Source organism: Paenibacillus sp. NFR01 (assembly GCF_900111565.1).
Taxonomy (GTDB): Bacteria; Bacillota; Bacilli; order Paenibacillales; family Paenibacillaceae; genus Paenibacillus_AQ.
This window is the reverse complement of record NZ_FOIK01000001.1, coordinates 2,185,824-2,205,517: the sequence shown is the minus strand read 5'-3', so window position 1 is coordinate 2,205,517 and position 19,694 is coordinate 2,185,824. Positions and strand designations below refer to the sequence as shown.

The 19,694-nt window shown below is 55.5% G+C and carries 20 protein-coding genes and 1 other annotated feature; of the genes, 18 read left to right on the top strand and 2 right to left on the bottom strand.

From position 1 onward, the window contains the following. Positions 1-214 precede the first annotated feature (214 nt). The 12 genes from spoIIGA to BMW84_RS10165 all read left to right on the top strand — a co-directional run bounded on the left by spoIIGA (position 215) and on the right by BMW84_RS10165 (position 11,914). Positions 215-1,171: a sigma-E processing peptidase SpoIIGA gene (gene spoIIGA, locus BMW84_RS10220; protein WP_175498729.1), complete on the top strand. Its 957-nt coding sequence runs from the start codon at positions 215-217 to the stop codon at positions 1,169-1,171. Between the two features lie 51 nt (positions 1,172-1,222). Next, positions 1,223-1,945 (top strand): RNA polymerase sporulation sigma factor SigE, encoded by a 723-nt coding sequence (gene sigE / locus BMW84_RS10215; protein ID WP_091068258.1) that lies wholly within the window; start codon positions 1,223-1,225, stop codon positions 1,943-1,945. Between the two features lie 77 nt (positions 1,946-2,022). Next, complete coding sequence (gene sigG, locus BMW84_RS10210) at positions 2,023-2,805, top strand: RNA polymerase sporulation sigma factor SigG (RefSeq protein ID WP_091067353.1); 783 nt, start codon at positions 2,023-2,025, stop codon at positions 2,803-2,805. A 185-nt stretch (positions 2,806-2,990) separates the two neighbouring features. Next, positions 2,991-3,302, top strand: coding sequence for a YlmC/YmxH family sporulation protein (locus BMW84_RS10205; RefSeq protein ID WP_091068255.1), 312 nt, complete (start codon positions 2,991-2,993; stop codon positions 3,300-3,302). 97 nt (positions 3,303-3,399) lie between these two features. Next, positions 3,400-4,215 (top strand): peptidoglycan editing factor PgeF, encoded by an 816-nt coding sequence (gene pgeF / locus BMW84_RS10200; protein ID WP_254772953.1) that lies wholly within the window; start codon positions 3,400-3,402, stop codon positions 4,213-4,215. 9 nt (positions 4,216-4,224) lie between these two features. After that, positions 4,225-4,917: a YggS family pyridoxal phosphate-dependent enzyme gene (locus BMW84_RS10195; RefSeq protein ID WP_091068254.1), complete on the top strand. Its 693-nt coding sequence runs from the start codon at positions 4,225-4,227 to the stop codon at positions 4,915-4,917. Beyond that, the gene (locus BMW84_RS10190) at positions 4,917-5,360 is read left to right on the top strand and encodes a cell division protein SepF (protein WP_091067349.1); all 444 of its coding nucleotides are present in this window, start codon (positions 4,917-4,919) and stop codon (positions 5,358-5,360) included. Before BMW84_RS10195 ends, BMW84_RS10190 begins: the two co-directional genes overlap by 1 nt. Positions 5,361-5,397: 37 nt before the next feature. After that, positions 5,398-5,637, top strand: coding sequence for a YggT family protein (locus BMW84_RS10185; protein ID WP_091068251.1), 240 nt, complete (start codon positions 5,398-5,400; stop codon positions 5,635-5,637). Positions 5,638-5,646: 9 nt separating this feature from the next. Beyond that, positions 5,647-6,429: a YlmH family RNA-binding protein gene (locus BMW84_RS10180; RefSeq protein WP_091067347.1), complete on the top strand. Its 783-nt coding sequence runs from the start codon at positions 5,647-5,649 to the stop codon at positions 6,427-6,429. A 162-nt stretch (positions 6,430-6,591) separates the two neighbouring features. Beyond that, the gene (locus BMW84_RS10175) at positions 6,592-7,077 is read left to right on the top strand and encodes a DivIVA domain-containing protein (protein ID WP_091067345.1); all 486 of its coding nucleotides are present in this window, start codon (positions 6,592-6,594) and stop codon (positions 7,075-7,077) included. Between the two features lie 797 nt (positions 7,078-7,874). Beyond that, positions 7,875-8,155: a binding site (T-box leader), on the top strand. 96 nt (positions 8,156-8,251) lie between these two features. Then, entirely contained in the window at positions 8,252-11,344 is a 3,093-nt protein-coding gene (gene ileS / locus BMW84_RS10170; protein ID WP_091068248.1) for an isoleucine--tRNA ligase, read from the top strand. Positions 11,345-11,527: 183 nt separating this feature from the next. Further along, on the top strand, positions 11,528-11,914 hold the full coding sequence (locus tag BMW84_RS10165) for a DUF5665 domain-containing protein (protein ID WP_254772914.1): 387 nt from the start codon (positions 11,528-11,530) through the stop codon (positions 11,912-11,914). Positions 11,915-11,943: 29 nt separating this feature from the next. On the opposite strand, the gene BMW84_RS10160 is transcribed toward BMW84_RS10165, so the two are convergent. After that, positions 11,944-12,675 carry a TraR/DksA C4-type zinc finger protein gene (locus tag BMW84_RS10160; RefSeq protein ID WP_091067343.1) on the bottom strand — a complete coding sequence of 244 codons (732 nt, stop codon included), beginning with the start codon at positions 12,673-12,675 and terminating at the stop codon, positions 11,944-11,946. A gap of 228 nt (positions 12,676-12,903) precedes the next feature. Here BMW84_RS10160 and lspA point away from each other — a divergent pair, with 228 nt between their 5' ends. The 3 genes from lspA (at position 12,904) to BMW84_RS10145 (ending at position 15,722) form a co-directional block, all read left to right on the top strand. Beyond that, a complete protein-coding gene (lspA, locus tag BMW84_RS10155; RefSeq protein ID WP_091067340.1) occupies positions 12,904-13,407 on the top strand; it encodes a signal peptidase II in 504 nt (167 codons plus the stop codon). Continuing rightward, the gene (locus tag BMW84_RS10150) at positions 13,400-14,371 is read left to right on the top strand and encodes an RluA family pseudouridine synthase (protein WP_091067337.1); all 972 of its coding nucleotides are present in this window, start codon (positions 13,400-13,402) and stop codon (positions 14,369-14,371) included. Before lspA ends, BMW84_RS10150 begins: the two co-directional genes overlap by 8 nt. A 97-nt stretch (positions 14,372-14,468) precedes the next feature. Next, on the top strand, positions 14,469-15,722 hold the full coding sequence (locus BMW84_RS10145) for an LL-diaminopimelate aminotransferase (protein WP_091067335.1): 1,254 nt from the start codon (positions 14,469-14,471) through the stop codon (positions 15,720-15,722). A 103-nt stretch (positions 15,723-15,825) separates the two neighbouring features. Here BMW84_RS10145 and BMW84_RS10140 read toward each other — a convergent pair whose 3' ends face one another. Further along, complete coding sequence (locus tag BMW84_RS10140) at positions 15,826-16,464, bottom strand: GNAT family N-acetyltransferase (RefSeq protein WP_091067333.1); 639 nt, start codon at positions 16,462-16,464, stop codon at positions 15,826-15,828. Between the two features lie 313 nt (positions 16,465-16,777). On the opposite strand from BMW84_RS10140, the gene pyrR reads away from it, so the two are divergent. The 3 genes from pyrR (at position 16,778) to BMW84_RS10125 (ending at position 19,654) form a co-directional block, all read left to right on the top strand. After that, positions 16,778-17,341, top strand: coding sequence for a bifunctional pyr operon transcriptional regulator/uracil phosphoribosyltransferase PyrR (gene pyrR, locus BMW84_RS10135; RefSeq protein WP_091067331.1), 564 nt, complete (start codon positions 16,778-16,780; stop codon positions 17,339-17,341). Further along, entirely contained in the window at positions 17,338-18,252 is a 915-nt protein-coding gene (locus tag BMW84_RS10130; RefSeq protein WP_091067328.1) for an aspartate carbamoyltransferase catalytic subunit, read from the top strand. Before pyrR ends, BMW84_RS10130 begins: the two co-directional genes overlap by 4 nt. A gap of 112 nt (positions 18,253-18,364) precedes the next feature. After that, on the top strand, positions 18,365-19,654 hold the full coding sequence (locus BMW84_RS10125; protein WP_091067325.1) for a dihydroorotase: 1,290 nt from the start codon (positions 18,365-18,367) through the stop codon (positions 19,652-19,654). The last annotated feature ends 40 nt before the right edge of the window (positions 19,655-19,694 follow it).

Sequence of the window (19,694 nt, the reverse complement as noted above, 5' to 3'; positions counted from 1 at the left end):
AAGCATTTCGTACCCGAACACCGTGTCTGCCTGCAGATACGGTGTTTTTTTGTTGTGACGGAACATTCCCCGCCTAGAACTCGACAAAAAAACGCAAGAACGGCATCCAGATTTAGACAGACTTTGAAGTCGGGGCTTTTTATACTAATCATATCGTCCAAAACAAAGAGAGCCGGGCTAAAGCCGCTCGGACAGAATGAGGGCTTTAAGGCAGGTGAATCCGCTGGTCGTTTATATTGATCTCATCTTTGCAGCTAACCTCGTGATCGACGGAATCCTGTTATGGCTCAGCGCCTGGCTGGTCAAGATCAAGGTCTCGTGGTGGCGTCTGGTTCTCTCGGCATTCGTCGGCGCTATGTATGTGGTGATGATGTTTGTCCCGGAGTTGTCTTTTCTGTATACCTTTTTGGTCAAATTCGGTTTGTCGCTGATTATGCTGTGGATCGCTTTCGGCTTTCGCAGTCTGCAAAGCTATCTGCGGGCGCTTGGCGCTTTTTATATTGTGAACTTTGCGGCGGCCGGCGGGATCGTCGGCGTGCATTATTTACTGCAGAGCTCTAGCGACATCTGGAACGGCATTCTGTTTACGTCCTCGGGCGGCCAAGCATACCGGCTGAAGATCGGCTTCTGGTTCGTGCTTGCGTTGCTGCCGGGGGTACTGCTTGTTTTTAAGCTTGTCCACACTTCGCGTCAGCGGCGCGAGCGACTTGATGCCTTTATCGCCGAGGTAACCGTACAGATTGACGGAGTGCGCATCGTCTGCCCGGGTCTAGTGGACACCGGCAACCGGCTCTGCGACCCGCTCACGCGGATTCCCGTCATGGTGATGGAGGCTTCGCTCTGGGAAGGGCATCTGCCAGCTACGTGGAAAGGGAAGCTGACGCAGACAGGGGCGGATAAGCTGCTTCTGGAGACGGACGGGCAGTCGTTTGCGTGGCAGGACCGGCTGCGGCTGGTGCCTTACCGGGGCGTCAACCGCGGCTCGGCATTTATGCTTGCCCTGAAGCCCGACATGGTGGAGATCAGGCTCGGGGACGAGTGTTTTACCGGGAAAAGAGTGCTCATCGGACTCGACGGCGGCACGTTGTCGGGCGACGGCGCATACCGGGCGATCATTCATCCCGAGTTGATTCAGAGTGAAGCGGGCGAAAAACACGCGGCTATGGCCTGATGCAGGTCCATCTTGGATCAACCGGCGAGGCTTATACTTGAAGGAGGAACAATAATGATCAAATGGAAGATTTCGCTTCAGCTGCAGTATTACCGCGTTCTTTTTCTGCTAGGCTTGAAAAGCCAGGAAATCTATTATATCGGCGGCAGCGAGGCGCTCCCTCCGCCGCTTACGCGGGAAGAGGAAGAATACCTGCTTCAGCGGCTGTCCAGCGGCGACGCGGCGGTCCGGGCCATGCTGATCGAACGGAATCTGCGTCTTGTCGTGTACATCGCCCGCAAATTTGAAAACACGGGCATTAACATCGAGGACCTGGTATCCATCGGAGCCATTGGCCTCATCAAGGCGGTCAACACCTTTGACCCGGATAAAAAAATCAAACTGGCCACCTACGCTTCGCGCTGCATCGAGAACGAGATTTTGATGTACCTGCGGCGCAACAGTAAGACGCGGAGCGAAGTGTCGTTCGACGAGCCGCTGAACATCGACTGGGACGGCAACGAGCTGCTGCTGTCCGATGTGCTCGGGACAGAGAACGATACCATTTACCGTGGCATCGAGGAGCAGGTGGATCGCAAGCTGCTGCAAAAGGCGCTGGAGAAGCTCAGCGAACGCGAACGGCTCATTATGGAGCTGCGTTTCGGGCTTCGCGGCGGGGAGGAAAAGACGCAAAAGGATGTCGCCGATCTGCTCGGTATCTCCCAATCATACATCTCGCGGCTGGAGAAACGGATCATCAAGCGGCTGCGCAAGGAGTTCAACAAGATGGTTTAAGGGTCATCTGCGAGGAATAAAATGCCGGGCCGGGGAGATAATGTACATTAATGTTTCTCCTTGGGAGGTATATCATCATGACCCGTAACAAAGTCGAGATTTGCGGCGTGGACACATCCAAGCTGCCCGTTCTGACGAACGCGGAAATGCGCGAGCTGTTCACATCGCTGCAGCAGAAGGGCGAACGATCCGCCAGAGAGAAATTGGTAAATGGTAACCTTAGACTTGTTCTTAGCGTTATTCAGCGTTTCAATAACCGGGGGGAATTTGTGGACGACCTGTTCCAGGTCGGCTGCATCGGACTGATGAAGGCCATCGATAATTTTGATCTTTCGCAAAATGTCCGTTTCTCCACCTATGCGGTTCCGATGATTATCGGCGAAATCCGCCGGTACCTGCGGGACAACAACCCGATCCGGGTCTCCCGTTCGCTCCGGGATATCGCCTATAAAGCCCTGCAGGTACGCGACAGTCTGACGAATCAGAATTCGCGCGAGCCGACGATCTTCGAAATTTCGCAGGCGCTCGGCGTACCCAAAGAAGACGTCGTGTTTGCCCTGGATGCCATCCAGGATCCGGTTTCGCTGTTTGAGCCGATCTACCATGACGGCGGCGATCCGATCTACGTGATGGATCAGATCAGCGACGACAAGAACAAGGATGTCTCGTGGATCGAGGAAATCGCTTTGCGCGAAGCGATGCAGCGGCTCGGCCAGCGGGAAAAGAGGATCCTGTCGATGCGGTTTTTCGAGGGCAAAACGCAAATGGAGGTCGCCGACGAAATCGGTATTTCCCAGGCCCAGGTGTCAAGGCTGGAGAAATCGGCGATCCAGCAAATGCAGAAGCACGTAAAGTCCTAATCTGACGATGAGAAAAACGGGGGTATCCCAAAAGGCGGCAACAACCGCCGGACGGGATGCCCCTTTGCAGTTATGGACAGGAATTTCGTGCATGCGGCCAGGCCAAGGCGACATATACTGGACCATAGGCCTTAATGTACAGGGGTGATGAAGTGAACGAGGAACCCGTCGGCAACGCCAGAAAGATGAAAATTTCCGATTTTCAAACCAAAGATGTCATCAACATTATCGACGGCAAACGGCTGGGCCAGATCAGCGATCTGGAGCTTGATCTGCGCCGCGGCGTGATCGATTCGATCGTCGTCCCCGGCTACACGCGGTTCATGGGCTTGTTCGGCGGCGGCGCCGACTTGATCATTCCATGGCGCAACATCGTCAAGATCGGAGCGGATGTCGTGCTCGTCAAGCTGGAGGAGTCGCGGATGTCCCAGGCCCAGGAGGACCGGGAGACGATGTATCTGGAGCGGGCGGACCGCAGCGAACGGCGCACTTATTAAACAAGTGCGTCTTTTTCTTTAAGGTCCGTTTTTATGCTACACTGAACACGAGGTGAAGATCATGGAACCGTTTGTTGTGCATCCGGCATATCCGTTTATGCTGGAACTTACGCCTTGGAGGCTGGCGCACCGGCAGATTACCGTCGGGTTTACCTCCAGGCAGGGCGGAGTCGGCGAAGCGCCGTACGCCAGTTTTAACTGCGCGCTGCATGTCGGCGACAAGCCGGAGTCGGTACAGCGCAACCGGGAGGCGTTAGCGCAGGCGCTCGGGTTCCCTTTTGAGTCGTGGACGAGCGGCGAGCAGACGCACGGCAAAACGATTGCCGTGGTGACGGAAGAAGACCGCGGGCGCGGCAGGCTGGAGCGGGAGTCGGCGTTTGCGGCGACGGACGGCTTGGCGACCAACGTGCCGGGCGTGCTGCTGACCTCCTTTTATGCCGATTGCGTGCCGCTTTACTTTTATGATCCGCAAGTGCAGGCGGTCGGGCTGGCTCACGCGGGCTGGAAAGGTACGGTAGCCGAGATCGCGTCGGAAATGGTCCAGACGATGGGGAGCGCGTTCGGCAGCAAGCCCGGAAATATCCGCTGCGCCATCGGACCGTCGATCGGAGATTGCTGCTACGAAGTGGACGATTATGTGATGGAGCATATCCGCAGACTCGAACTGGAACTGCCCTCTGCAGGAGAAGAGGCGCCGGCGCTGCATTCGGCAAGTCCGGGCGGTGCAGGCAAGCGGCTGCTGAACTTGAAAGAAATGAATCGACGCATTATGATAAAAGCAGGAATTTTGCCGACTCATATCGAATGTACAAGTTGGTGTACAAGCTGTAACCCGGATTTGTTTTTCTCCTACCGTAAGGAGAATGGGGTTACGGGGCGCATGGCGAGCTGGATCGGAATAAAGGAGAGTTGACGTTTGGCTTTGACACTGCAGGAGAGAATTGCCGATGTTGAGGCGCGTGTTGCGCGGGCCTGCGCGGCGAGCGGCAGGGATGTAGACGGGGTCAACGTGATCGCGGTAACGAAATACGTTTCGCTCGACACGATGTCCGCCGTGCTGGAGGCCGGGCTTGAGCATGTTGCCGAAAGCCGCTGGCAGGATGCAGAACCGAAATGGAAGGCTCTCGGCAACCAGGGGACCTGGCATTTCATCGGGCATTTGCAGACCAATAAGGTAAAGGACGTTCTCGGAAAATTTGCATATATACACTCGCTCGACCGTATATCCCTGGCCAAAGAGCTGCACAAGAAAGCGGAGGCTGCCGGAATCGAGGTCAAAGCGTTTCTTCAGGTCAACATTTCCGGCGAGGATACGAAGTTCGGTCTGTCTCCGGAGGAAGTTCCGGATTTTCTGCGCGGGATTTCCGCATTCCACCGGATTAAGGTGGTCGGCCTGATGACGATGGCGCCGCATGAAGAAGATCCCGAGCTAACGCGCCCGGTGTTCCGCGGACTTCGCGAGCTGCGCGACGAGCTCAATGCCCTTGCTTTGACGCCTGAGCCTATCCAAGAGCTGTCGATGGGAATGTCGAATGATTTTGAAGTGGCGATACAGGAAGGAGCCACCTGGGTGCGCCTGGGTACGGTATTAGTAGGTCATGAGGAGGGAGCCTGATGGGCGTGATGAACCGGTTTATGAGTTTTTTGGGCTTGCAGGAGGAAGAGGAGATTGTGGAGCGGGAGCAGATCTCCCGTGAGGAAGAGGACTACGAGCCGGCCCCTGTAGAAACGCGCAAAAATCAGCGGGCTAACGTCGTCAGCATCCATTCGCAAAAAAATGTGAAGGTCGTGCTCTATGAGCCGCGTTCCTATGAGGAAGCACAGGAAATCGCCGATCATCTCCGGTCGCACCGGACGGTCGTGATCAATCTGCAGCGGGTCCGCAACGACCAGGCGATCAAGATCATCGATTTTCTTAGCGGAACGGTTTACGCCCTAGGCGGAGGAATTTCCAAAATCGGGGGCAATATATTTATGTGCACCCCGGACACGGTAGAGATTCAAGGGTCCATCTCCGAGATTTTAATGGATGAGCAAGACTTTAACAGAATGAGGTGACAGGGCCTTGGCCGACCAAATCAACTATATTGTTTACATGCTATATAATATCTACTTCTTCATGATCCTCATCTATGTGCTCATGTCCTGGCTGCCCAATGTGCGGGAGAGTTTTATCGGCGAATTGCTCGGTAAGCTGGTTGAGCCTTATTTGACGCCGTTCCGGCGGATTATTCCGGCACTGTTCGGTACGCTGGACATTTCTCCGATCATTGCGCTCTTGGTGCTGGATTTCGCCAAAAACGGATTGATGTATCTCGTCGATAAGGTATTTTAGGGCGGATTGATGAAAACGGAAATTTACGGGCATTTTCACCCCGATGAGCGGCCATTTGTGGACAAGGCCTGGGAATGGGTCAACCACGCGGGCGAATACCATGAGAGTAAGCTGACGGAATTTCTCGATCCCCGGCAAGGCTATATTTTGCAAACGCTTGTGAACCGTCATCCCGATGTCGCGGTGCGATGGGAAGGCGGCTTCGCGGATGCCGAACGGAGAAGGGCGCTGGTCGCTCCGGATTACCGTAATCTGGAGGACGAGGATATGGGGCTCCAGGTGCTGTCCATTACTTCCGGCGAGCAGAAGTTTTTGACGCTGGACCATGGGGATTATATGGGCGCGATCCTGGGCCTGGGCATCAAGCGGGGAAAAATCGGCGATATCCACGTGCGGGAAGACGGCTGCCATGTCGTCGTTGCTGCGGATATCGCAGGCTTTCTGAACGCGAATCTGACCGGTGTGCACCGGGTGGCGGTGCACACCGAGCTTTTGCCGATCGCGGCGCTGTCGGCCAGCGTCTCTAAGCTGGAAAAGATGGAGCTGACCGTCGCATCGCTGCGGCTGGACGGCATTGCGGCCGATGTCACCCGGCTCAGCCGGGCCAAAATCCTCGCGCCGATCAAGGCAGGACGCGTACGGGTGAACTGGAAAGTGGAGGAGGATCCCTCCAGTCCCCTGCAAAGCGGAGACGTCGTTTCGATCCAGGGCTTTGGCCGTTTCAAGGTGCTGGAGATCGGCGGTTTGACGAAAAAAGGCCGTTACCGGGTCGAAGTCGGTAAATTTGTCTGAGATTGTAGCAGGAATTCACCCGCAGCTGTCGAAAATCAATAACGCTGGGGAAGCAAAGCTTCTGCGGCAGAATTGGATTTTACAGTAATTTCTTCTATACATCCCGGTTACCTGCGGTTTCAGGGACAAAGGAAGGCCCGAATTTTCTAGGAGGTGCACAGCATGCCATTAACGCCGCTCGATATACATAACAAGGAGTTCTCCCGGAGAATCCGTGGTTATGATGAAGACGAGGTCAACGAATTTCTGGATCAGGTGATCAAGGATTACGAGAGCATTATCCGCGAGAACAAGGAGCTGCGCAATCAGCTATTGTCGCTCCAGGAACGGCTCGATCATTTTGTGAACATTGAAGAAAGCTTGTCCAAGACGATTCTCGTCGCTCAGGAAGCGGCCGATGATGTCAAGAACAACTCCAAGAAGGAATCGCAGCTGATCATTAAAGAGGCGGAGAAAAATGCCGACCGGATCATCAGCGAAGCGTTGTCCAAATCGCGCAAAATCGCCATCGAAACCGAAGAGCTCCGTAAGCAGGCGTCCATTTATCGCACGCGCTTCCGCACCCTGCTCGAAGCCCAGCTGGAGCTGTTGTCCACGGACGACTGGAACGCGCTCGAAAGCCGCGAGCCGAGCGAAAATTTGTTGTGATAAGCAAAGTCCGGCCTGGACTTGCCATATAGAGGGTTTGTCGCAAAAAGCGGGGGAGCACCCCGCTTTTTGCTGTTTGTTGCGAGGCTAGCCGCTGCGGTAGCCGCCACCGCTCATGCTGCTGCAGAAGTCAGTCCTATCGAGTTGCGTAAAGCGGTTGTCCCCTAGTGGCGTTTGCTATTCCGGTGCTGTATCGTCAGCGAAGGGCCGCGTTAGCTAATGAGGTGCACTTTCCGCTCGCCGGTTGCTGCCATGCTGTATCGTCAGCCAAAGGGCCTCTGTGTGGTATTGAGTCGCGCAATGCGCTCGCCAGTTGTTATGCATGGTGTAACGTTAACCTCTGGGCAGCTGTTTGCCATTGAGACGCCGGCTGATTTCTCCGCTGTAACCAATGCTTCCTTGTTTGCTGCTGGCAGGCTAACGGACCTGAGAGCCCTTATTTGCGGGAAATAGGTCCATTTCCCAATCTTACGGACACCAGCGCCTTTATTTCTATGTTTGGCCCGCTTTTTGGACACTTTGGTCACCAATAGCGGCTCTCATGTCCGTTAGATGTTCAAAAAGTGTCTTTTCAACTAAATAGCGGCGCTCATGTCCGTTAGAATCAAAAAAGCGGTCTTTCGAGTACAAAGTACAGGCTTGAGGGATTAGGGAGATGGTTTAAATGGTTCCGACAGCACATCGTCACGGTGACACTTACTCGGCCCCAAAATTACCGTTAGGGTCCATTTTCAACCGTTGATGTTGACTTTTAGCGTCAAATTGTCTATAACTAGAACATATCTGTGTACTTTCATATGTATTCGATGACGGGACAAGTAAGATAAGGCCATGATCCCCAGAGAGCCGGCGGTTGCTGCGAGCCGGTTGTTCAAACCTTATCCGAAGATCTTCCCTTAGAAGCTGAGCCGAAGCGAGCAATCGTGTGTAGGTTTAGCCGTCGGCCGGACGTTATCCCGGCTCCGTGCAAGACAACATTCGCGCGGAACTGAGATTGTGCCTTTGTGTATCCTTTTGAAGACGGGATAAGCGGGGCGCAGAATTAGGGTGGTATCGCGAGCGCCGTCTCGCCCCTTTTGGGGTGAGCGGCGTTTATTTGTTTTGGCGGGGCCTTGACGCTCCAAGGGGGATCGAAATGGGTTTAAAGACGAAACCAGCGAAAGGATTGACCATCATGCAAAAAGTAGATGTCAAAGAAAAGGCGCGGGCCAGAGATGTCCGCATCTTGAAGAAATGGAGCGACGAAAATACGTTCCGCAGATCCATCGAGAACCGCGAAGGCCGTCCGAACTATGTGTTCTATGAAGGACCGCCGACGGCGAACGGCGCGCCGCATATTGGGCACGTGCTCGGCCGCGTGATCAAGGACTTCATCGGCCGCTATCAGACGATGAAGGGCTTCCGGGTCGTACGTAAAGCCGGCTGGGATACCCACGGCTTGCCGGTCGAGCTGGGCGTACAGAAGAAGCTCGGCATCTCCCACAAGCAGGAGATCGAGGAGTATGGCGTAGAGAAATTCATCAAGGAATGTAAGGCAAGCGTGTTCGGCTACGAGAAGCAGTGGCGCGAATTTACGGAAGCCATCGGCTACTGGACCGACCTCGACAATCCATATGTAACGCTCGATAACACTTACATCGAAAGCGTATGGAACATCCTGGCGACCGTGCATGAAAAAGGTCTCCTGTACCGCGGTCACCGCGTAAGTCCTTACTGTCCGAGCTGCCAGACGACGCTGAGCTCGCATGAAGTGGCGCAAGGCTACAAAACCGTGAAGGACCTGAGTGCGACGGCCAAGTTCAAGCTCGACGACAGCGGCGAGTATGTGCTGGCCTGGACGACGACGCCTTGGACCTTACCGGCGCATATGGCGCTGGCCGTGAATCCGGGAATGGATTATGTGCGCGTGCAGCAGGAAGACGGCGTGTACATCCTGGCCAAAAACCTGACGGACGAAGTGCTGAAAGGCGAATACACCGTACTGTCCACGCTGAAAGGGGCGGAGCTGGTCGGCAAAACGTATACGCCGCCGTTCAATTTCATCAAGGCCGAGAAGCACAATGTAATCGTCGGCGCGTCCTTTGTAACGGATTCGAGCGGTACGGGCATCGTACACATGGCTCCGGCGCATGGCGAAGACGACTATAAGAGCTGCCGCGAGAACGGCATCAGCTTCGTGAACGTGGTGGATGCCTCCGGGAAGTATACCGATACCGTGAGCGATTTTACCGGACGTTTCGTGAAGGACTGCGATCTGGATATCGTCAAAGTATTGTCTGAAAAAGGGCTTCTGTACGGTAAGGAAAAATACGAGCACAGCTACCCGTTCTGCTGGCGCTGCGATACGCCGCTGCTCTATTACGCAACGGACAGCTGGTTCATCAATACGACTTCGATCAAGGATCAGCTGATCGCCAACAACAACGGCATCAACTGGTACCCGGATCATGTGCGCGAGGGCCGATTCGGCAAATTCCTGGAGGAGCTGGTCGACTGGAACATCAGCCGGAACCGCTTCTGGGGCACGCCGCTGAACGTATGGGTCTGCCAGGATACCGGCAAGGAATTTGCGCCGCACAGCATCGCAGAGCTCCGTGCGATGGCGGTTGACGACGTGCCGGAGGATATCGAGCTGCATAAGCCGTACGTGGACAACATCAAGCTGCGCAGCCCGTTCAGCGAAGGCGGCGTGATGGTGCGGACGCCGGAGGTTATCGACGTGTGGTTCGACAGCGGTTCGATGCCTTTTGCCCAAAGCCATTACCCGTTTGAGAATGCCGACCAGCTCACCGACCAGTTCCCCGCCGACATGATCTGCGAAGGCATCGACCAGACACGCGGCTGGTTCTACAGCCTGCTGGCGGTATCGACATTGTTCAAAGGCGTGGCGCCATACAAGGCGGTCATCGCTACGGGCCATATCCTTGACGAGAACGGCCAGAAGATGTCCAAATCCAAAGGCAATGTCATCGATCCTTGGGAGATCATGAACGAATACGGCACGGACGCCTTCCGTTGGGCCATTCTGGCCGACAGCGCGCCGTGGAACAACAAACGGTTCTCCCGCGGTCTCGTTGGCGAAACGAAATCCAAGGTAGTCGACACGCTCGTCAATACACATGCGTTCCTTACGCTCTATGCCGGCATCGACGGCTACGAGCCGTCCGAGCATCCGTTCAAGGTATCGGCGCATAAGCTGGACCGCTGGATTCTGTCCCGTCTGAACAGCCTGATTCTGGTGGTGGATAAAGGCCTGGCGGTCAACGACTTCGTCAACACCTCGAAAGCCATCGAGAATTTCGTCGATGAGCTGAGCAACTGGTACATCCGCCGTTCCCGTGACCGGTTCTGGGGCAGCGGCCTGGGCGAAGAGAAGCTGGACGCTTATCGTACGCTGACGCATGTACTGATCACGACCGCCAAGCTGATGGCGCCGTTTACGCCGATGTTGTCCGAAGATATCTTCACCAATCTCGGCGGCGGAGACAGCGTGCATCTGGCCGATTATCCGGTCAGCGACGAAAGCCTGATCGATCTTGCGCTGGAGCGCGACATGGAAAGCGCCCGCGGCATCGTCGAGCTGGCCCGTAACGTCCGCAATGAGTCCGGCATCAAGACACGCCAGCCGCTCTCCGATCTGATCGTGTCCATCGACCAGAACTTTGATGTCGCCGAATATGAGGAGATCATCAAAGAGGAGATCAACGTTAAACATATCGTCGTCGAGCATAGCGACAGCGGTTTTGTCGACTTTACCCTGAAGCTGAACCTGAAGGTCGCCGGTAAAAAATACGGCAAAAACGTCGGTTTCCTCCAAGGTTTCCTGAAAGGCCTCGACGCAGACGCTACCCGCAAGGTAGTCACAGACGGCGAAGTCGCCTTGGTGTCGTCGGATGGGGAAGAACTGCGGATCACTGCCGAGGAGCTGCTGATCGAGAAGCAGGCCAAACCGGGCTTTGCTTCCGCATCGGGTTACGGCCTCACCGTAGCGCTGAACACCGAGATCACTCCGGAGCTCGTGCAGGAAGGCTGGGTGCGCGATATCGTCCGCGCCGTGCAGGATTACCGCAAACGCCTCGATTTGCCGATTGAGAAACGCGTCGCGCTGATATTCAAGCTGGATGAGGAGCTGAAGGCAGCCGTGCAGGCTTTTGAAGACGTGCTGCGCGAAAATGTCCTTGTTACCACGGTTGAGTTTGACGGGGCAGTCGACTATGAAACAGTTGAAGTCGGCGGCAAAGAAATCGGCATTCACATCGGCGGTTAATGACCCGCCGCTGCATGTCCTTCCCTGAAACGGCATATACTAGCATCACGGGATACAACGCCGTTTTTGCGGCAGCCGCTTACCGGTAATTTTAAGGGTCCGTACCCGGGGAGACCTGTTCTTCCGGGCACGGACCCTTTTGCTGTACGGCTGGCACAGAGCGGGAAGGAGGATAACATGGGGATGAAGCGCAGAGACAAGCGTAAACACGAGATCTTGCCATGGAAGCAGCCGGTACCTGCGCCTTCCGTAGATGTATTTAACGCGCTGCCGGAGGAAGAACAGAGAAGCACGGCCTACCGGCTGACGCTTCAGCTTGCCCAGCAAATGGAAAAGTCGCGCATCGCCCAATACACGGAATTGCTGTTTTCACCCTGGCGGCTGATCTGGCTGAACATTTTATCCGGGCTGGCAAGAGGGATCGGGATTGCGTTGGGCTTTACCTTTTTCGCGGCGACCATTATTTACGTGCTGCAGGTGCTGGGCGCACTGAATTTGCCGATCATCGGCGATTACATCGCAGATATTGTGCGGATCGTTCAGCATCAGCTCGAGCTGAAGACGTTCTAATACCCGCAAAAAAAAGGGAGTGGCTCGCGCTATTCCCTCTCTTTTTTACCGTTGGGATCAAGCATATAGTCGCCTTCTCCGGCGTCCATATAATGGCGGTAGCTCGTCCCGCGCACCACGGTCACATGATTGCCCGAAATGTCGGTGGCGATGAAGTTCTCCCACGGCTCCACGAAACCTTCGGTTTCATCCGCCTCAATCTCCATATCGTTGTAGGAGTCAATGTTGCGGCCTTCAGCCATTGCCGGAGAATTGGAGCTGCCCCAGCTTTCGACGATTTGCCAGGCATCTTCGCCGTCAAAGCCGGCGGCCTCTTCATGGTCATCCATGCTTGTTCGTCCGAACGGCGGGCTGAGGAACTCTTCCTCGACCGGACGGGTGAACGGTGAATTTTGCGTCGGATGATGCGCTTTGCAGAACCTGGTGGCAGGCACGGCGGCGAGACGCTCCGCAGGTATCGGCGCGCCGCATTCCGCGCAAATGCCATATGTGCCTTCGTCCATGGCGCGCAGTGCGGCATCGATATCGTCCAGTTCCAGCTCGTCCCGTTCCGCCAGCGAAATATCCATGGAACGGTGATACAGCTCGGTAGCGGTATCTCCGGGGTGATTGTCGATGGGGGACAGCTCGCCGGACATGTCGCGCAGCGAATCCTCAAGCCCGTAATGCTCGTTGTTTTGCAGCCTGTGGCGAATATCCTGCTGCTGGGTCAGCAGCGTCTTCCGCAATTCGGCGAGTTGGTCGGAGGACAGATGGCTCATGATGATTGCTCCTTTCGGGCCTCCGGCTAAGGGCTTACCGGTCGGCTTTTGCTGATGATGATAGGTTGACCGCCCAGGGGCTATTTTATAATTACAGAATTTCTTAAGTTAGGGACCAAGCGGCCTGCCAATGGACGGGTTCTTGAAGCCTGTGCTACAATATACAAGTCTTTACACAGTATTTGCACCGCTATTCGCGGGAAAAATAAGAACGGAGTGACAGCTTCTGTGGTGTACTATCTGATTGCGCTAATCGTATTTTTGCTTGACCAGGGGACGAAATATATTATTGCGACCCGCCTGGAGCTTGCGGAGCAAATTCCGGTCATCGGCAATTTCTTCATTATTACCTCCCACCGGAATCAGGGTGCCGCGTTCGGTATTCTGCAGGGACAGCGCTGGTTTTTTATTCTGATCACCGTGATTGTTGTTGCAGGCATGGTCTGGTATTTGAATAAGGCCAGAAAAACGCGCAAGCTTCTGCCGACCGCTCTTGCTCTGGTGCTTGGAGGCGCCGTGGGGAACTTTCTCGACCGGATGCTGAACGGCGAAGTGGTCGATTTTTTGATGTTTAATTTCGGCAGCTACACGTTCCCGATCTTTAACGTTGCGGATTCCTGCATCGTCATCGGTGTGGCATTGATCATTCTCGACACGCTGCGCGACGTCAAAGCGCCGGAAGAGATCAAGCAGGTCGAGGAGACAAAGGAAGTACAAGAAGGGAATGAATGATTTGAACAAGGACGTCAAGGAGCAATCCGCTTACGCCCTCGAGGAAGAAAGAGAAGCTACGGAATGGTCCGTCACCGGCGAATACGCCAAGGAACGGATTGATAAATACATTACGGAGAGCTGGGAAGAGGATGTCTCGCGCTCCCAAGTGCAGCAGTGGATCGCCGGGGGACATGTACAGGTGAACGGGCGTCCGGTCAAAGCGAACTACAAGCTGTCGGAAGGCGATGTCATCTCGGTCATCGTGCCTGAACCGGAAGCCACGGAACTGGTTGCAGAGGACATTTCCCTTGAAGTGGCCTATGAGGACAGCGACGTAATTGTCATTAACAAACCGCGCGGCATGGTCGTGCATCCGGCAGCCGGTCATCCGTCCGGAACGCTCGTGAACGCGCTGATGTTTCATTGCAAAGATCTCTCGGGCATTAACGGTGAGATCCGTCCCGGTATCGTGCACCGGATCGATAAGGATACCTCGGGCCTGATCATGGCTGCCAAAAACGACCATAGCCATGCATCCCTTGCCGCGCAGCTAAAAGCGCATACGGTGACCCGCCGTTATTTGGCGATCGTCCACGGCAATGTGTCCCACGATCAAGGGACGGTCGATGCCCCGATCGGCAGAGATCCGCATGACCGCAAGCTGTATACGGTGACGGAGAAGAACAGCAAACGGTCGGTGACCCATTTTACCGTGCTGGAGCGCTTTGGCGATACGACGCTGCTGGAGCTGAAGCTCGAAACGGGACGTACGCATCAGATCCGGGTGCATATGAAATTTATCGGCCACCCGCTTGTCGGCGATCCGGTCTATGGACGCAGCAAAGGCATCACAATGAACGGACAAGCCCTTCATGCGGCCGTGCTCGGTTTTGTGCATCCTTCAACAGGGGAGTATCTGGAGTTCAGCGCCCCGCTGCCGCAGGATATGGAAGATGTGCTCTTTAATCTGCGCAGCCGATAAGTACAAATGAAGTGAAGGATAGTCCATGGCGCAGGACCGCGCTTTGCGCGATATTTATTTCATGGGATGATTACGATTAGGAGATGAGAACAAAGTCATGAGCATTGAACAATACCAGGAAACGTACATTCAACAAAATTTTGCCGACCGCATTGGCGGCTCCAACTATGGCAAGGACACGAACATCTACAAATTCGAAAAAATCAAACGCGCCAAAGCATCGGCTAAGCTTGATTTTCCAAACATCGAACTGATCGACATGGGCGTCGGCGAGCCGGACGACATGGCCGACGAAGGCATCGTGGCCAAACTGGCCGCCGAAGCTGCCAAGGAAGAAAACCGCGGTTATGCCGACAATGGCATTCCTGAATTCAAAGCTGCTGCTGCCGCTTACCTGAAAGAAGTATTTCGCGTAGACGGTATCGATCCGGTCAACGAGGTTGTGCACTCCATCGGCTCGAAGCCGGCCCTTGCCATGCTGCCGTCCTGCTTCATCAACCCGGGCGACATCACGATCATGACGGTTCCGGGTTATCCGGTGCTGGGCACCCACACCAAATATCTGGGCGGACAAGTGTACTCGGTTGAACTGAAAAAGGAAAACAACTTCCTGCCGGACCTGAACTCCATCCCGGAAGAGATCGCTCATAAGGCAAAGCTGCTGTACCTGAACTATCCGAACAATCCGACCGGCGCCAGCGCAACGCCTGAATTCTTCAGCGAAGTCGTCGCTTGGGCAAAAAAATACAACGTAGTGGTCATCCACGACGCGCCTTACGCAGCCCTGACTTATGACGGCACCAAACCGCTGAGCTTCCTGTCCGTACCGGGTGCGAAGGATGTCGGCGTTGAACTGCACTCGCTGTCCAAGTCCTACAACATGACCGGCTGGAGAATCGGCTTTGTGGCCGGCAACCCGCTGATCGTGAAGGCTTTCAGCGACGTGAAAGACAACAACGATTCCGGCCAATTCATCGCGATCCAGAAAGCTGCCGCTTTCGGACTGGCTCATCCGGAGATCACCGAGAAAATTGCCGAGAAATATTCCCGCCGTCACGGCATGCTCGTGGATGCACTGAACAGCCTGGGCTTCAAAGCCGAGAAGCCGAAGGGCTCTTTCTTCCTGTACGTTGCCGCACCAAAAGGCATCAAAGGCGGACGCCGTTTCGAAACCGGCGAAGATTTCTCGCAGTTCATGATCCGCGAAAAGCTGATCTCCACCGTGCCTTGGGATGATGCCGGCGCGTTCGTCCGTTTCTCCGTCACCTTCGTCGCCAAAGGCGAAGAGGAAGAGAAACGCGTGATTGAAGAGATCAAACGCCGCCTCAGCGACGTGGAATTCGAATTTTAATTGATTGATGTTGAAAAAGGAGCTGTCCCGCAGCCGCGTTTGGCGGGGGACAGCTCCTTTGTGTGTTGAAGGGGCAGGGGCGGCAGCCCGGCGAAAGCGAGCCTCATCCCTTCCGGAATGATCGGCCGTGAAACGAAGTGATGTGCCGGAACAGCGCTTCGCCGCCGTCCGCCAGCTCCGGCATGCCGCCGCCGAGCGGCAGCAGCATCGCCTGATACGGCTCAGGCACCCAGACATACTGATGTACGTATGGCGTCAGTACGAAACCGTTGCGCTCCCAAAAGCGGATGCGCTCCAGATGCTCCGGCGTATCGCCGGATTCCGCTTCGATCAGGATGCCCGATATGCCATGCGTTTGCTTCGCCCATTCCCCGAGCCATTCCAGGAACCGGGTTCCCAGACCGCTGCCGCGTAAATCCTTGCGGACGGCCAAATAATCGATAATCAGCATGTCGCTGGCTGGGGGGCTACAGTCTCCCGCCAGGTTGCTGCTGTCCTCTGCCAGGTTACTGCTGTCCACGGCCGGGTCTCCGTTGTCGCCTGCTGAGAAGCCGGTCACAGCCAGCGCCACCGCCTGACCGTCCTGAAAAGCCGCATGCAAACGGCCGACGCCGCGTTCCACCATGCCGCGCAAAATATGTTCCGGCTTAGCGCCGCTCGGGAAAGCCTCCCGGTAGATCGGCTCAAGGCTTGCCCATAACGGGTGGTCCCATTTATCGTACGTACGAAATTCCGTTTCCATATCGAGACTCGCCTCCGTTCCTATCATACCAGATCACCTCTCCATTTTTCCCCATTTGACACCTGCCGCAACTTCTGGCATAATGCTGATAAATGAATATGCGCCTTTAAATCAGTCCCGTGAGGCTGGCAAGGTAACGTGAATCGAGGTTCGCGAACATTTAGGATGGAATCCGTCTGCTGGGCGGGGGCTTTTCTATGCGCGCGGACATGTCCTCTGATTAACAACGGAACTCACTCCTTGCCTGTTTCAGGCAAGGAGTTTTTGGTTTTTCCGGGAATTAAGGCAGGCGCAGCCAGGAGGATGTCAAACGATGGTTACTGAGAAAAATGTCATTATGGACGAAACGGCAATACGCCGGGCGCTTTCGCGCATTGCGCATGAAATTCTGGAGAAGAACAAGGGCATCGACAATTGCCTGCTCGTCGGCATCCGAACCCGGGGCGTGTATCTCGCCCAGCGGATTGCCGAGCGCATCAAAGAGATCGAAGGCGCGACCGCGCCTTACGGGGAGCTCGACATCACGCATTACCGCGATGACCGCAAATCCGGCGGGGAAGGTGCGGTGGTAACCAGCAACCTGACGCTGCCTGCGGGGGACAGCGGCATCCACGACAAAACGGTGATTTTGTTCGACGATGTGCTGTACACCGGCCGGACGATCCGCGCGGCAATGGATGCCCTGATGGATTGCGGCCGGCCGCGGATGATTCAGCTGGCAGTACTGGCCGACCGTGGTCACCGCGAGCTGCCGATCCGCCCCGATTATGTCGGCAAAAATGTTCCGACCTCCAGACATGAGCAAATTGAAGTCGCGCTGAAAGAATACGACGGCAAAGACGAAGTGTACATCATCTCAAACCGGGAGGAACGATGACAATGACGGCAACCAAAGTGAAATCGCGCAGCTTACTGGGAATCAAGGAACTGGACCCATCGGAAATCGTCGATATTTTGAACAGAACGGCTTACTGGGAGAGCCAGAAGGACAAGCTGACGCCGGTGCTGAATTCGCATTTTGTCGCCAACATGTTCTTCGAGAACAGTACCCGAACCCGCTTCTCCTTCGAAATGGCTGAGAAACGCTTGGGCGTGCAGGTGCTCAACTTCTCGGCGGCCGCTTCCAGCGTGGAGAAGGGCGAATCGATTTACGATACGGTACGCACACTGGAATCGATGGGCATCGACGCTGGCGTCGTCCGGCTGAAGCCTGCAGGCGTGCTGCAGCAGCTGGCCGAGAAGGTGCAGATCCCGCTGATCAACGCCGGCGACGGCAACAACGAGCATCCGACGCAGGCGCTGCTGGACATGTATACGATGCGCAAAACCTTCGGCGAGCTCAAGGGCTTGACCGTATCGATTATCGGCGACATCATGCACAGCCGGGTAGCACGCTCCAATCTGTGGGGGCTCAGCAAAATGGGCGCCAACGTGCAGTTCTGCGCGCCGGACAATATGAAGGCGCCTGAGCTTGAAGCCCACGCATCGTACGTCTCGATGGAGGAAGCGCTGAAAGCGGATGTCGTCATGATGCTGCGGGTGCAGCTGGAACGTCATGCAACCGGTATTCTGAAGTCCGCCGAAGAGTACCGGAAGCAGTTCGGACTGACCGAGGAACGCGCTGCGGGCCTCAGTAAAAATACAATCATTATGCATCCGGCACCGGTGAACCGGAATGTCGAAATCGACGATGCGGTGGTCGAAAGCAGTCAATCGCGCATTTTTCCGCAGATGAGCAACGGGGTTCCGGTACGGATGGCCGTCATGGAGCGGGCCTTGTCCCACTGAAGCACATAACCATCATTTTTCAATTCAGAATAATAAATATACACAACCATGAATTTTTATTATATAATAACTACGAGCTTGCAGGATGAGACCTGCAGGAAAGAGGAGAGCCATGACCGTAATCATTAAAAATGCCGGCGTTCTAAGCAATGAAGGTTCGCTTGAGCGTAAACATATCGCCATCGAAGGCGGCCGCATCACAGCCATTGAAAGCGAGCTTGAAGTTCTTGGCGAAGCCGCCGAAATCATCGATGCCGCGGGCAAGCTGCTGATTCCCGGACTCATCGACATGCACGTGCATTTGCGGGAGCCGGGCTTCGAGCACAAGGAAACGGTGGAGACGGGCAGCCGCTCGGCGGCCAAAGGCGGATTCACGACCATCGCCTGCATGCCCAATACGCGTCCGGTGACGGACAGCCCGGAAGTCGTTAACTTTGTGAAAGACAAGGCTCGGGAGGCCGGACTCGTCAAGGTGCTGCCGTATGCGGCGATCACGAAGGGCGAGCTTGGCCGGGAGCTGACCGATTTCACGGCGCTGAAGGAAGCCGGAGCGATCGGCTTTACGGACGACGGCGTCGGCGTGCAAAGCGCGCAGATGATGAAGGATGCAATGAAGATTGCGGCAGGCCTCGATATGCCGGTGATCGCCCACTGCGAAGACAACTCGCTGGTTGAAGGCTGCGCGGTGGCCGAAGGCTCTTTTGCCGATAAGCATGGATTGAAGGGCATTCCGAACGAGTCGGAGGCGATCCATGTCGGACGCGACATTCTGCTCGCGGAAGCGACGGGCGTCCATTATCATGTCTGCCACGTCAGCACCGAGCAATCGGTACGGCTGATCCGCCAGGCGAAGCAAATCGGCATCAAAGTGACCGCGGAGGTATGTCCGCATCATCTGCTGCTCTCGGAGGAAGATATTCCGGGCCTGGACGCCAACTGGAAAATGAACCCGCCGCTGCGCTCGCGCCGCGATGTGGAAGCCTGCATCGAAGGCCTGCTGGACGGTACGCTCGACATTATCGTAACCGACCATGCGCCGCACAGCGCCGAGGAAAAAGCGAAGGGCATGCTGCTCGCACCGTTCGGCATCGTCGGCTTCGAGACGGCGTTCCCGCTGCTCTACACCGCCTTCGTGGCGACGGGCAAATGGGATCTGGCGCTGCTTGTGCAGCGGATGACCGCCGACCCGGCACGGATTTTCCGGCTGGATGCCGGCAGTCTAGCCGTCGGTGCAACCGCGGATTTGACGCTGATCGATCTCGACACGGAGAAAGAAGTAGACCCGGCGACATTCGCCAGCAAGGGTAAAAACACCCCGTTTACCGGATGGAAGCTGAAAGGCTGGCCGGTCATGACCTGGGTGGACGGCAAAACCGTATGGACGGAACAAGACGCCCTATAATAGAACGACAGAACAAGACTACAGAAACTAGAAGGAGTGA